Origin of the sequence: Pseudomonas sp. KCJK8993, assembly GCF_046230915.1 — a bacterium.
Classification (GTDB): Bacteria; Pseudomonadota; Gammaproteobacteria; order Pseudomonadales; family Pseudomonadaceae; genus Aquipseudomonas; species Aquipseudomonas piscis.
The window spans coordinates 38,246-51,224 of sequence record NZ_JBJJLO010000036.1 but is presented as its reverse complement, the minus strand read 5'-3'; the positions used below and the strand labels follow the sequence as shown (position 1 = coordinate 51,224).

The 12,979-nt window shown below is 67.2% G+C and carries 12 protein-coding genes; 7 read left to right on the top strand and 5 right to left on the bottom strand.

Features of this window, described 5'->3' with window-relative positions; translation table 11 throughout:
• Positions 1-244 (bottom strand): hypothetical protein (locus ACK6AU_RS14090; protein WP_409299642.1); only part of this gene is annotated, 244 nt, incomplete at its 3' end.
• On the opposite strand from ACK6AU_RS14090, the gene ACK6AU_RS14085 reads away from it, so the two are divergent.
• Genes ACK6AU_RS14085 through ACK6AU_RS14060 form a run of 6 tightly spaced genes read left to right on the top strand, consistent with a single transcriptional unit; the run spans position 243 to position 6,001 of the window.
• Positions 243-866 (top strand): CDP-alcohol phosphatidyltransferase family protein, encoded by a 624-nt coding sequence (locus ACK6AU_RS14085; RefSeq protein ID WP_185696776.1) that lies wholly within the window; start codon positions 243-245, stop codon positions 864-866. The genes ACK6AU_RS14090 and ACK6AU_RS14085 overlap by 2 nt on opposite strands.
• 10 nt (positions 867-876) lie before the next feature.
• The gene (locus ACK6AU_RS14080; RefSeq protein WP_185696775.1) at positions 877-2,634 is read left to right on the top strand and encodes a bifunctional alpha/beta hydrolase/class I SAM-dependent methyltransferase; all 1,758 of its coding nucleotides are present in this window, start codon (positions 877-879) and stop codon (positions 2,632-2,634) included.
• Positions 2,634-3,989, top strand: coding sequence for a phosphatase PAP2/dual specificity phosphatase family protein (locus tag ACK6AU_RS14075; RefSeq protein WP_409299641.1), 1,356 nt, complete (start codon positions 2,634-2,636; stop codon positions 3,987-3,989). Before ACK6AU_RS14080 ends, ACK6AU_RS14075 begins: the two co-directional genes overlap by 1 nt.
• The gene (locus ACK6AU_RS14070; protein ID WP_022641974.1) at positions 3,970-4,434 is read left to right on the top strand and encodes a hypothetical protein; all 465 of its coding nucleotides are present in this window, start codon (positions 3,970-3,972) and stop codon (positions 4,432-4,434) included. Before ACK6AU_RS14075 ends, ACK6AU_RS14070 begins: the two co-directional genes overlap by 20 nt.
• Before the next feature lie 9 nt (positions 4,435-4,443).
• Positions 4,444-5,067, top strand: coding sequence for a 1-acyl-sn-glycerol-3-phosphate acyltransferase (locus tag ACK6AU_RS14065; RefSeq protein ID WP_053137752.1), 624 nt, complete (start codon positions 4,444-4,446; stop codon positions 5,065-5,067).
• 1 nt (position 5,068) lies between these two features.
• The gene (locus ACK6AU_RS14060) at positions 5,069-6,001 is read left to right on the top strand and encodes a phosphatidate cytidylyltransferase (RefSeq protein WP_053137755.1); all 933 of its coding nucleotides are present in this window, start codon (positions 5,069-5,071) and stop codon (positions 5,999-6,001) included.
• Positions 6,002-6,061: 60 nt separating this feature from the next.
• Here ACK6AU_RS14060 and ACK6AU_RS14055 read toward each other — a convergent pair whose 3' ends face one another.
• Positions 6,062-6,535 carry an Lrp/AsnC family transcriptional regulator gene (locus ACK6AU_RS14055; RefSeq protein WP_031320754.1) on the bottom strand — a complete coding sequence of 158 codons (474 nt, stop codon included), beginning with the start codon at positions 6,533-6,535 and terminating at the stop codon, positions 6,062-6,064.
• A 145-nt stretch (positions 6,536-6,680) separates the two neighbouring features.
• Between ACK6AU_RS14055 and ACK6AU_RS14050 the strand changes: the two genes are divergently transcribed.
• Positions 6,681-7,310: a LysE family translocator gene (locus ACK6AU_RS14050; protein ID WP_031320755.1), complete on the top strand. Its 630-nt coding sequence runs from the start codon at positions 6,681-6,683 to the stop codon at positions 7,308-7,310.
• Positions 7,311-7,422: 112 nt separating this feature from the next.
• Here ACK6AU_RS14050 and ACK6AU_RS14045 read toward each other — a convergent pair whose 3' ends face one another.
• The 3 genes from ACK6AU_RS14045 to ACK6AU_RS14035 form a co-directional block, all read right to left on the bottom strand.
• Positions 7,423-9,552 (bottom strand): hypothetical protein, encoded by a 2,130-nt coding sequence (locus ACK6AU_RS14045; protein ID WP_409299640.1) that lies wholly within the window; start codon positions 9,550-9,552, stop codon positions 7,423-7,425.
• Positions 9,539-10,741 (bottom strand): DUF3142 domain-containing protein, encoded by a 1,203-nt coding sequence (locus ACK6AU_RS14040; RefSeq protein ID WP_409299639.1) that lies wholly within the window; start codon positions 10,739-10,741, stop codon positions 9,539-9,541. The genes ACK6AU_RS14045 and ACK6AU_RS14040 overlap by 14 nt, the downstream gene beginning before the upstream one ends.
• Positions 10,742-10,915: 174 nt before the next feature.
• On the bottom strand, positions 10,916-12,958 hold the full coding sequence (locus ACK6AU_RS14035) for a pyridoxamine 5'-phosphate oxidase family protein (RefSeq protein WP_409299638.1): 2,043 nt from the start codon (positions 12,956-12,958) through the stop codon (positions 10,916-10,918).
• Positions 12,959-12,979: the final 21 nt, after the last annotated feature.

Here is a 12,979-nt window from a genome sequence, read left to right as displayed (position 1 = left end):
CTCCGCCGCTCTGCTTCGGCGCTGTAAAGAAACCCACCGCCGAAATTTTTGGATACAACTCGTTACTGTATAACGGTTCTGGTGAAATTTTTGTCGCCCGCCATGTCTTTTCATCCAATGCATGCGTCGTAGAACCGAAAGATCGCTGTTTGCTCAAATGCCACAACTTGTGATGTCGGCCCCCGGCATTTACGGCAATAATCCAGCCCTGCTTCCCGCGTGCGACAAGGAAACGTCCCATCATGCTTTCGATCTACCAGCTCAAGCCACGCTTTCAGAACCTGCTGCGGCCATTGGTGCAACGCCTCTATGCCAACGGCACCACGGCCAACCAGGTCACCGTGCTGGCCGCGGTGGTTTCCCTGCTGGTGGGCGCGCTGGTGGCCGTGTTCGCCAACCACGCCTGGCTCTTCGCCCTGATCCCCGTGTGGATGATCCTGCGCATGGCGCTCAACGCCATCGACGGCATGCTGGCCCGGGAATTCGGCCAGCAGTCGCGCCTGGGCGCCTACCTCAACGAACTCTGCGACGTAGTGGCCGACAGCGCCCTGATCCTGCCCTTCGCCCTGCTGCCCGGAGTCAGCCTGCCGCTGGTGCTGGCGGTGACCCTGCTGGCGTTGTTCAGCGAGTACGCCGGGGTAATGGGGCCGATGGTCGGCGCCTCCCGACGCTATGACGGCCCCATGGGCAAGAGCGACCGGGCCTTCGTCCTCGGCGTGCTGGCCACCGGCATCGCCCTGGGCTGGCTCGGCGCCCTGTGGATAAACGCCGCCCTGGCGCTGGTCGCCGCCTTGCTGGTCTACACCCTGATCAACCGGGTCCGCCAGGGCCTCGAAGAAGTTCAGCACAACGCTCCCTCTGCATAAGGAAATGGCTATGCGCGAAGCCCAACACCAGACGTTCCGGACCCATGATGGTGTCGAACTGTTCTACCGCCATTGGCCAGCCACCGAAGTGGCTCCTGGCGCGCCGCGCCAGGCGGTGATGCTGTTCCACCGCGGCCACGAGCACTCCGGGCGCATCGCCCACCTGGTGGACGAGCTGGACCTGCCGCACATCGATTTCTTCGCCTGGGATGCCCGCGGCCACGGCCAGTCGCCGGGTGCCCGGGGCGACAGCCCGAGCTTCGCCACCAGCGTGCGCGACGTGCAGACCTTCTGCGACCACCTGGGCAGCGCCCACCAGATCGCCGAGGACAACATCGCCGTGGTGGCCCAGAGCGTCGGTGCGGTGATTGCCGCCACCTGGGTCCACGACTACGCGCCGCGGATCCGCTCCCTGGTGCTGGCCTCCCCGGCCTTCAAGGTCAAGCTCTACGTACCGTTCGCCCGTCCCGGCCTGGCCCTGATGCGGCGCTTTCGCGGCAACTTCTTCGTCAACAGCTACGTCAAGGCACGCTTCTTGAGCCACGACCCGCAACGAGTCGAGAGCTATGACAGCGATCCGCTGATCACCAAGGCGATTTCGGTCAATGTCCTGCTGGGCCTATATGAGGCGGCAGACCGGGTGGTGGCCGATGCCCAGGCGATCCAGGTGCCGACCCAGCTGCTGATCTCCGGGTCCGACTTCGTGGTGCATCGCAAGCCCCAGGAGCAGTTCTTCGAGCGCCTGGGCAGCCTGCGCAAGGAAAAGCACATCCTTCCCGGCTTCTTCCACGACACCCTGGGCGAAAAGGAACGCGCCCCGGCCATGGCCAGCATCCGCCGCTTCATCCTGCACAACTTCACCCTTCCTTTGCAGCGCCCTGCCCTGCTGGACGCCGACCGCCTGGGCGCCACCTGCGCCGAATCCGAGGCCCTGGCCGCGCCGCTGCCACGCAACTCGCTGCGCGACCTGTACTGGCGGGCCACCCGCGCCAGCATGCGCCTGGGCAGCCAGTTATCGGCGGGGGTCAAGCTGGGGTTCGACACCGGCTTCGACTCCGGCAGCACCCTGGACTATGTCTATCGCAACCGCCCGACCGGACATACCCCAGTGGGCCGCTTGATCGACCAGAACTACCTGAACTCCATCGGCTGGCGCGGCATTCGCCAGCGCAAGCTGCATGTGGAAGAACTGCTGCGCCTGGCCATGGAACAGCTGCGTGGACAAGGCAGCGAAGTGCGCATCGTCGATATCGCCGCCGGCCATGGCCGCTATATCCTCGAGGCCCTGCAAGGCGTCGCGCCGCTGCCGGAATCGATCCTGCTGCGCGACTACAGCGACATCAATGTGCGCGACGGCAGCGCCCTGATCCAGGAAAAAGGCCTGGGCGACATCGCCCGCTTCGTCAAAGGCAACGCCTTCGATCGTGACGATCTCGCTGCCCTGGACCCCAAGCCGACCCTGGCGGTGGTTTCCGGCCTGTACGAGCTGTTCGCCGACAACCAGATGGTGGGCGACTCCCTGGCCGGCCTGGCCAGCGCCGTGGAGCCTGGCGGCTACCTGGTGTACACCGGCCAGCCCTGGCACCCGCAGTTGGAGCTGATCGCCCGGGCCCTGACCAGCCACCGCGAGGGCCAGGCCTGGGTCATGCGCCGCCGGACCCAGGCAGAGATGGACCAACTGGTGGAGGCCGCAGGCTTTCGCAAGGTGACGATGCGCGTGGATGAATGGGGCATCTTCAGCGTATCCCTGGCGCAGCGGGTGCAATGATGGCCACAGGCGCCCTGCCGGCGCGCGAACCCGGATTGCTCAAGCCCGCGGTGCTCTGGCTGCTGTTGCTGGCACCGTTGTTCTTCGGCACCTATGGCTTCGCCACCTGGGTCACAGCGCAGCGCGACGACGTCGCCAGCCTGGTCTTCGACTGGGAACGACACATGCCGTTCTGGGCCTGGACCATCGTCCCCTACTGGTCCATCGACCTGCTCTACGGCCTGTCATTGCTGCTGCCGCGCAGCCGCGACGAACTCAAGCGCCACGCCCTGCGCCTGCTCAGCGCCCAGGTGATCGCCGTCAGTTGCTTCCTGCTCTGGCCGCTGCGGTTCACCTTCCCCCGGCCGGAACTGGACGGGCTGTTCGGCTGGTTGTTCGCGGTGCTGGCGGGTTTCGACAAGCCCTTCAACCAGGCGCCGTCCCTGCACATCGCCCTGCTAGTGGTGCTGTGGGTCTGCTATGCGCGGCATATCCACGGGGCCTGGCGCTGGCTGGTGCATGGCTGGTTCGCGCTGATCGGGATTTCGGTACTGACCACTTATCAACACCACTTCATCGATGTGCCCACAGGCGCCCTGGCCGGCTGGCTGTGCGTCTGGTTGTGGCCGCTGGATCGTCCCAGCCCGCTGGCCAGCGCCCACTTCAGCCATGACCCGCAGCGCCGCCGACTGGCCCTGCGCTATGCCCTGGGAGCGGCGGCATTCACCCTGGCGGCCTGGGCCTGGGGCGGCATCGGCCTGTGGCTGCTGTGGCCGGCGGTGGCGCTGCTGCTGGTGGCGGTGAACTATGCCTTGCTGGATGCCGCCGGCTTCCAGAAACGCGCCGATGGCCGCCTGGGCCCCGCCGCCCGCTGGCTGCTGGCGCCTTACCTGGCAGCGGCGTGGATCAACTCGCGGTTGTGGACAAGAAATCATCCACAACCGGACCAGGTTGTGGATAACGTCTGGCTGGGACGCTTGCCGACGCCGGCCGAACTGGACGCCAGCCCGTTCGCCGCGGTGCTCGACCTGTGCGCCGAGCTGTCCCTGGACGGCCGCTCGCTGGCGGCCTACCAGAACCTGCCGCTGCTCGACCTGTGCGCGCCGAGCCCGGCCCAGTGCCTGGCCGCGGCCCAAGCCATCGAACGCCAGCGCCAGTACGGCCCGCTACTGGTGTGCTGCGCCCTGGGTTATTCGCGCAGCGCCACGGCGATTGCCGCCTGGCTGTTGCACAGTGGGCGCGCGGCCACGGTGGACAGCGCCCTGGTCCAGCTGCGCCGGGCGCGGCCGCAAATCGTCCTGCATGCCGCCCATCGCCAGGCCCTGGAAAGCCTGGTCAACGCCAGGAGCCCAGCCCATGCCCACGCTCACCACTGACATGCAGTTGTACAGCGTCGCCAGCCTGCTGCGCCGAGGCCAGGCCCTGGACCAGTTATCCACAGGCCTGACCCTGCTCGGCGGCTTGTATGGCCTGGGTCAGTACCTGCTCGCCAGCGTTACCCTCGCCGGGCTGCTGCTGAGCCTCGCCCTGGTGGCCCTGGGGGTTGTGGAAAAGTACCTGGCACTGCGGGTGGCCTTCGATGCCGACCTGTTCCAGCGGGTGGCCGATGCCCCGACCTCCCTGGAGCACAGCACCCGCGCCCTGGACCAGGCCCTGAGCAGCCTCGGCCTGCAGCCCGTCGAGCACGGCGGACGGCCCTGGCACGAACGCAGCCAGGGTGCCCTGGGCCTGCTGCGGCGCCAGGCGCTGCTGCTGGCGACCCAAGTGCTGGTGCTGTTGAGCGTGATCCTGATCAGCCCCTGGCTGGCCTTTGCCGGATAAGGAATGCCCATGTTCGAACCCCTGGTTGCCAATCTCATCACCTCCGCCGCCCGCAGCATCACCGGCGCCCGCAGCCTGTGGCTGGGCTCGGCGCCGCAGGCGGTGCAACGCATCTACTTCGCCAACCACAGCAGCCACGGCGATTTCGTGCTGCTGTGGGCCTCGCTGCCGCCGGCACTGCGACGCCTGACCCGCCCCGTGGCCGGCGCCGACTACTGGCAGAAAAGCGGCGTGCGGCGCTACATCATCAACCGGGTGTTCAACGGCGTGTTGATCGACCGCGAGCGCAAGGAGGCTGTGGATAACAATCCCCTGCAGCCGATGCTCGATGCCCTGGAGCAGGGCGATTCGCTGATCATCTTTCCCGAGGGCACACGCAACCCGGAAGACGGCCTGCTGCCGTTCAAGAGCGGCCTGTATCACCTGGCCAAGCGTTATCCACAGGTGGAGGTGATCCCGGTGTGGATCGCCAACCTCAACCGGGTCATGCCCAAGGGCCGTTTCCTGCCCTTGCCGCTGCTGTGCACCACCAGCTTTGGCGCGCCCCTGGCGGTGGAAGACGGCGAAAGCAAGGAAGACTTTCTCGAACGCAGCCGCGCCGCGCTGCTGGCCCTGGCTCCGGAGCACGCCTGAAATGGATAAGCAGACCCTGATGTTGTTCGGCGGCATTGGCGCCATCCTGGTGCTGGCCTCGCTGATCGGATTGATCCTCAAGTGGCGTACCCGGGGCAGCCCCAACCCGGTGATCGACAACCTCAACGCGCGGATCAACGCCTGGTGGGTGATGGTGCTGGTGATCGGCATTGCCTTCTGGCTCGGCACCGCGGCGGTGATCCTGCTGTTCTATGCCGTGTCGTTCTATGCCCTGCGCGAGTTCCTGACCCTGACCCCGACCCGGCGCAGCGATTACCCGGCGCTGGTGGCGGCGTTCTACCTGGCCCTGCCCCTGCAGTACCTGCTGATCTATTCGGACTGGTACGGGCTGTTCTCGATCTTCATCCCGGTGTACGTGTTCCTGCTGCTGCCGATCCTCGCCTCCCTGGGCGGCGACAGCACGCACTTCCTGGAGCGCGCCTCCAAGGTCCAGTGGGGCCTGATGATCGCGGTGTTCTGCGTATCCTTCGTCCCGGCCCTGCTGACCCTGGACATCGCCGGCTACGAGGGCCGCAACCTGTTGCTGATCGCCTACCTGGTGATCGTGGTGCAGCTTTCGGACGTGTTGCAGTACGTCTGTGGAAAACTCTTCGGCAAGCGCAAGATCGCCCCCAACCTGTCGCCGTCCAAGACCGTCGAGGGTTTTGTCGGCGGCATCCTGCTGGCCTCGCTGATCGGCGGCGCGCTGTGGTGGATCACCCCGTTCAGCATCTGGCAGTCGTTCCTCATCGCCTTGCTGATCAACCTGCTGGGCTTTGCCGGCGGCATCGTGATGTCGGCGATCAAGCGCGATCGCGGGGTCAAGGACTGGGGGCACATGATCGAAGGCCACGGTGGCATGCTCGACCGCCTGGACTCGGTGTGCTTCGCCGCGCCGATCTTCTTCCACCTGGTGCGCTACTGGTGGACCTGACCGGGCACTAGCAGCTTGCCCTGTGGCGAGCGTGCGCAGGCACCCTCGCCACGAGCCAGGTCAGCCCGGCAGGTGGCCCAGCGGCAAGGGGCCTGGAGTCTTCACCGTGTGGATCGCGAAATTGCTGCGGATATCGCTGACCCCCGGGATCTTCAGCAGATGGCCGGTAAGAAAGCGGTCGTAACCCCGCAGGTCGGGCACCACCACTTGCAGCAGGAAGTCCGACTCGCCGGATACCAGGAATGCCGAGATCACCTCCGGCAACTGCAACACGGCCTGGCGGAAGGCTTCGGCTTCCGCATCGTTGTGCCGCTCGACCTTGACCCCGACGAACACCGTCAGCCCAAGCCCCACTTCATCCCGGGCCAGGACCGCCTGGTAGCCGCGGATCACCCCGGCCTCCTCCAGCATCCGCACCCGGCGCAGGCAGGGCGATGGCGACAGGCCGATCTCCTCCGCCAGTTGCACATTGCTCAAGCGACCGTCGCGCTGCAGGGCGGCGAGGATCTTGCGGTCATAGGCGTCGAGTTTGATGTTTGGCATATTCGGCTGGTCCTTTGGCTGAATCCTGGAAGATTATGCCAACTTCCGCTTATTTGCTGGCTGATTACGCAAGCACCTGCCCTGCCCTCCAGCCCTAAACTGTGGGCACCGACTCGACAACGAATGGGGGTGCAAGGTGGCGCAACTGTGGATGTTTTTCCTGGCCCTGGCGGTGGTCTACCTGCTGCCCGGGCCCGACATGATCCTGCTGTTGCAGACCGGCGCCCGCCAGGGCAAGGCCCAGGCATTGGCCACGGCCCTGGGCCTGGCCATCTCCCGGGGCTGCCATGTGGCCCTGGCGGCCCTGGGGTTGGCGGCGCTGTTCAAGGCCGCGCCCTGGACCTTCGACGTGGTGCGCCTGGCCGGTGCGGCCTACCTGCTGTGGATCGGCATCCAGTGCCTGAGGAGCAACCTGCTGCCCGCGCTGGACGGCAGCGGCGCGGCGGCCACGCCCTTGCGCTGGCGCCAGGCGATCCAGCGCGGGGTGCTGACCAACCTGCTGAACCCCAAGGCCCTGCTGTTCTGCTCGGTGCTGTTGCCGCAGTTCGTCGACCCCCAGGCCGGGGCGGTGGCGCCGCAATTCATCACCCTGGGCGTGTTGCTGGTGGGCGTCGGTGGGCTGTTCGACTGCTGCTACGCCCTGGCCGGCGCCGGGCTGGGTCGCTGGATGCAACGCAGCCCTTCGGCGCAACGCCTGCAGCAATGGCTGTTCGGCAGCCTGCTGATCGGCTTCGCCCTGCGCCTGACCTTCGTCCAGCAAGCCTGATTTGGCCGCAGACCGTAGGACCTGACCTGGCGGCTCGTGCCGAGCCGTGCGCAGCACCCGTAACACCAGGCACCGCGATCCATCAGGCATACCGCGCAACCCGGTCTGGCGGCTACGCCTTGCGGCGGCGGATCAGGTAGGCGCCGCCCAGCAGCAGGAGCGCCGCACCACCGACGGCGGCCAGCTTGTGCTGCCCAAGGCTGGAGCGGACCGCGTCGATCCATTGGGTCACATAGCGTTTGTTGGCACTGCCGAAGTCCGGCTCCTGGCAGTTCATGCCGAAGTTGCCGGCCCACTCCACGAACGGCCCGTGTTCCACGTAGCGCTTGTAGTAGTCGATCTCCAGGTCCGAGCCCCGGGTCCAGCGTGCGGCCTTGCACAGCACCGCGGCGAAGGCCTGGCTGGTGTGCGGCAGGTAATCCGCCGCGCGGTTGCCCAGCTCCCCGGCTACGTAGCGGTAGTGGTAGCGCACATCGGGCTCGGCGGTACTGGCCTGCTGGCGCTGCACTTCGTCGGCGCTGAGGAAAGGACCGGCCTGTACCGGTGGGATCTCCAGGCTATAGCTGCCCCAGAGGCTGTGGTAATCCGGCCCCATCTCGTAGCCGAGGATCTCCATGCCCGAGGTCCGCGCCAGCTGGCCGGCCTGGTAGTAGGCCTCGGCACGGCGCGTCGGCAGCCAGGCCGACTCGGCCCGCTGGCGATACTCGCCGTAGGCCTTGGCGATGGCCTGGCGTTCGGGACTGTCGAAATAGCCCCAGCCTTCCTGGTAACGGCCTTCGCGCAGCAGGCGTCGCCCCAGCAGCTCGCGCAGCTGCGCGGCGATCGGCAAGTGCTCGTAGTAGTCGTCCGCCTGCTTGGGCGTCGGTGGCGGCGCCGGGACCTGGGCGTCGACGAAACGCTTGAGCTCATCTACGGTCAGCACCCGCTCCGCGACGGTCGCCGCGTCGTGCCAGTAGATCTCGCCACTGCGGTAGAGCAACTCGAACGCCTGCACGTAGTCGCCACGTTCCAGGGCCAGCACCGCGCTTTCGCCTTCCACCCGGCAGCCCGGCTTGAGGTCTTCGTAGTTGCCGTCGTAGTCGCCGCGAAAGCCCCAGCTCTCATCCCGGGGGAAGGCCGCGGAGGCCTTGGCGTAGGCGGCCGCGGCGGCCACCTTGTCGCCGTCGCGCACGGCCATCTTGGCCCGCAGCCACCAGGCCAGGCCACCCTCGCCGGCGTGCTCGAGCAAGAGCTTGGTGGTGGCGAAGTCGCCATTCTGGTAATTCAGTGCCGCCAGCCGGTCGGCATTGTCGAAACTGCCGGCGGTGCCCTGGCTCAAGAGCTTGATCAGGTTGCGTTCGGCGTCCGGTCTTTCGCCAAAGGACCAGCCCTGGTGGGACACCAGCGAAGCGGTGAGCAGGCGCGCCACCGCAGGCTTCTTGAGCTGCTCCAGCAACTGCTCGTCCGGCAGGCTGCCCAGCTCGTTCACCACTTGTTTCAGGGAGCTGTAGCCGACCTCCGAACCCTGCAGGCTCTGGCTGGCATACAGGTCGATGGCCTGGCTCCAGTCACCCTGGTCCTTGAGGATCCGGGCCTCTTCGCCGAGGCTGGCGATGCCCAGTTCCAGCGGGTCACTGAAGCCGTCGATGCTCAGCTGGCGCGCCTGGATGAACGCCTGGCGCGCCGCCTGCAAGGTCTCGCGCCGGCCCTGCTCGTCCAGTTCGTTGGCTTCTTCATGGATGGACCTCAAGGCCCGGCCCAGGGAATAGGCGGCCCAGGTACTGCGCAATGCGCGCTGTTGAGTCGGCAGCTCCAGCACCTTGCGGAAATACTCAACGGCCAGTTGGCTGTCCCCGGCATTGAAAGCCACCGCACCGGCGGTATAGAGGCGGATCTCGGCCGGCAAGCTGGCGCCCTGCTGCTCGGCGGCGCGTCCGTCGTCGAGCTTGCGCAACTGGCCGACCAGGGTCCGCTGCGCCTCGTCCAGTCCCTGTCGTTCCGCCCAGTTGCGCTGCTGCACCTCGTAGCTCTCGGGCAGGCTGTAGTCGGAATTGAAGGCGTCCTTGGCCACCGGCTTGAGCCCGGCAACGGCCTGGCCCAGGCGGCTGATCTCGAACTTGAAGCTGCCTTCGGGCAGTTCCGCCAGGGTTTGCGGACGGTCTCCCAGCAGGCGCATGGGGAAAGTCGGCCCGCACGCCAGGGCCGGAGCCAGGGGCAGGAACAGACTCAGGCACAACAGGTGGCGAGATCTAGGGACGAACATGCACAGCTCCTTGGTCAATTTTCGTACAGCGGGCCCAACCCACGGCCCGGGTGCCACCTGCCGCCAGGCGGCCGGCCTGCTGGCGGGTCAGTAGCAGCTGGCCGTCGCGCAACTGGGCGGTATAGCCACCCAGCCCGTCGAATCCGTCGCATTGGGCAACGGCCAGGGACAGTTGTTCAGGCAGGGGACGGTCGAGGTTGCCCGAGTTGTTCAAGCGTATGTCGAACAAGCCATCCTGCTCAGTCAGGCCGATGTCCAGCCGGCTGGCCAGTACCTCGCCCCGGGCCACCGCCTTGAGGGTGTCCAGGCTCCAGGCCCGGACATCGCCCTTGAGCGGCAGGCGAAACCAGATCAAGCCGGCCAGGTGCGCCGGTGGATCGTTGCGCAGGGTCTTGGCCAGCAGACTCAGTTGTTCGGGGTCGGCCATCAGTTCGCGACGTTCGCCGCGCTGGGCGATGGGCGCCTCGCTCTCCACCAGCGGCGCGCCCTCGCCACCTGCCAGCAGGGCCACGCCATAGGCGGGTAGAGCCAGGTAGAAGGGTTTGTCGGTGACCTGCGCCCAGCCTCGGGCCCATTGCTCGGCTTGCCCAGGGTCGAACAGGCCCTTGCGCGGGTCGCTCACTGCATGCACCTGGAGCACGCTGCCATCGACCTGGGCCAACAGCCTCGGCAGTTCAGAGCTGCCAAGCCAGGCCGGAAGCGCGGTGATGCTCAGGGCCAGGGGCGCCGGTAACTGGGCCCGCAAGCGCGCCAGCAACGCGGTATAACCCGGTAGCCGCGCGGTGGCGGCATCGTGATCGATCTCCAGGCCAGCCAGGACCAGGCCCTGCCCTTGCCAATCGGCCAGCAGTTGCTGCACCTGGGCGAGGATTTCGTCCTGATCCAGAGAGGGCAATTGCCCGTCGAGGCGAACCACCGCGATCAGCCGACGGCCATCCTGGCGCAGCACATCGGCATCGATCCGCGCCCGGCTCCAGCCCGCCTGTGGAAAAGCCTGCAAGGCCAACACCCGGACTGTGGAAAAGTCTGCCCGGGATCCTGCCAGGGCCGCAGCGTGGGCGGGGGTCCACTGCCGTTGCCAGATGTACAGCTGCTGATCCAGCGCGGGCGCCTGCTCCTGGCGGCAGGCGCTGAGCGACAGCCCGCAAAGGAACACGGCACAAAGACAGAGCAGAACCCGGTGGAGCATGGATCGTTGATTCCCTTTAACGCTGAAAACCCTGGAACATCGCCGGGTCGATAGGCCCGGCAACCGCCACTCGCAGCCCGCGGCAGCGGCAGCGGCAGCGGCGAGAAAATTCGCGTCAGCCTACGCAGGGGGCGGGTTGGCGGCAATCGTCGGGGGAGGATTTTTTTCTTCGCTCTACAGGTCCAGCACCAGGGGTGCCGATGAGTTATCCACAACAGCCGGAACGGCGCAGCAGATCAGCACTTGCCCGGCTTCCGGCAGCTGCGCGGGGGGCTGTGGATAATTGACCCGGCCACTGAGCAGGCGGGTCTGGCAGGTGCCACAGGAGCCCCCCCGGCAACTGAATTCCGGGTGCAGGCCGGCGCGTTCCGCCAGTTGCAGCAGGCTGCCGCTGGCAGGTTGCCAGTGATGTACCAGGCCAGAACGCGCAAAGCGCACCGGCACCGTGCTCGTGGCCGCTGCCGGCTGCCGCAACGGCACGGCCTGGGGACCGGGCCGCCGACCCACGGTCGAGGGGCCAAAGGGTTCGGCATGGATCTGCCGATCGTCGATATCCAGGTCGCGCAACTGGTCGTACAGCGCCTGGGTGAAGGCCCCGGGACCACACAGCACGAAGTCCACGGCGTCGTAGTCATCCAGTGGCAGATGTTCCAGCACCAGCCGGGTGTCGATCCGCCCCTGCCGATCGAAGGCCACGCCCGGCTGCGCCGTCGCTTCCGGCTGGCTAAGCAGGCGCAGTACCTGCAGCGCCTCCCCGGCTTGCTCGCCGAGGGTTCGCAGCTCCTCGGCAAAGGGCTGTTCGGCCAGAGTGCGCGAGCCCAGGAACAACCAGGTGGGGCGCATGCGCCGGGTGCGCAGGCCTTGGTAGACCACCTCCCGCAGCATCGACAGCAAGGGGGTGATGCCCACCCCGGCCGCCAGCAGTACCAGCGGTCGCAGCCCTTGGGGTTCGATGCTGAACTGGCCCTGGGGCGCCCTGGCGTGCAGCAGGTCGCCCACCTCGACCTTATCGTGCAGGTAGCTGGATACCCGCCCCTCGCGCTTGACGCTGATGCGCAAGAACCCATCGGACGGGGCGCAGGACAGGCTGTAGGTGCGGATCAGCGGCTGCGGGTCGAGCCCGATCCGCAGCGGCAGGTGCTGGCCGGGTAGGAAAGGCGGCAAGCCCGCGCCGTCCGCCGGTTCCAGGTAGAACGAACGGATGCTGTGGCTTTCATCCTCGATCCGCACCACCCGCAGCGGCCGCCATTGCTGGCCCAGGGCCTGGGCCCGCAGGCGCGCCTCGGCCTGGGGCCAGGAGCCGGTCAGCAGGCTGTTGGGGGACACTCCGCGCAACGGCCCACGCAGGGACAAGGCCGCCGGGCGCCGCACCATGCGCTCCACCTGGACCCGCCACAGCCGCTCGGCCCCCTGGAAGGCACTGACCAGTGGGTCGTCGAGGATGATCTGGGTGGACCCGGTGAGCTGCAGCAGCTCGCCGCTGTGGAAATCGATGAACAACAGGCCGGCCCGAGGGTTGAGCAGCAGGTTGCCCAGGGTATTGAAATGCAGGTTGCCGGCGAAATCCGGGATGGTCAGGCAATCGCCCTCGACCCGGACGAAACCGGCCTGGCCGCCCCGGTGGGACACATCCACCGAACGCTGGCCCTCCAGGTCCACGTAGCTGGCGACGAAAAAGGTGTCGGCGGCAGCGATCAGCGCCCGCGCGCCATCGTCCAGACCCCGGTGATGCTGGGCCGGGCGGCTGGCTGGATCGTCCAGCGGCACCCGTTGCAGCTCGCGCAGCTGGATGTACTGCGGGCAGTTACCGAAGGACTGCCGCACCCTCACCTCGAACCCTTGGGCGTCGAGGGTGGCGATCTGTCCATTGAGACGGTTACGCCGCCGGGTGTGCAGCTCGATCCCCAACAGGCCCAGCGCCGCTCCCTCGTGCAGCTGCAACGGGTCATCGGCGGCCGGCAGGCTGTCCAGGCGCAGCCGGGTGTCCTGCGGGGCCCGGGCAAAACCGGGCGGCCCTTCGAGAAGGCTCGCCCAGGGGCTGCCGTCGGCATCCACCGCGCCCACCAGGATGAACGGCAGCTGTTGATAGAACTGCCGATGCTGGTCGGGCATGGCCTGGCGGATGACCTTGGCCCCGAAGGCTTCCATGCGCTCGGCCACCCCGGCCTGGGCCTGCAACTGCCGTTCACCGGCGTGCCAGGGCGACTGGGTGCTCATGCAAACCTCCCTCGGGGCGCC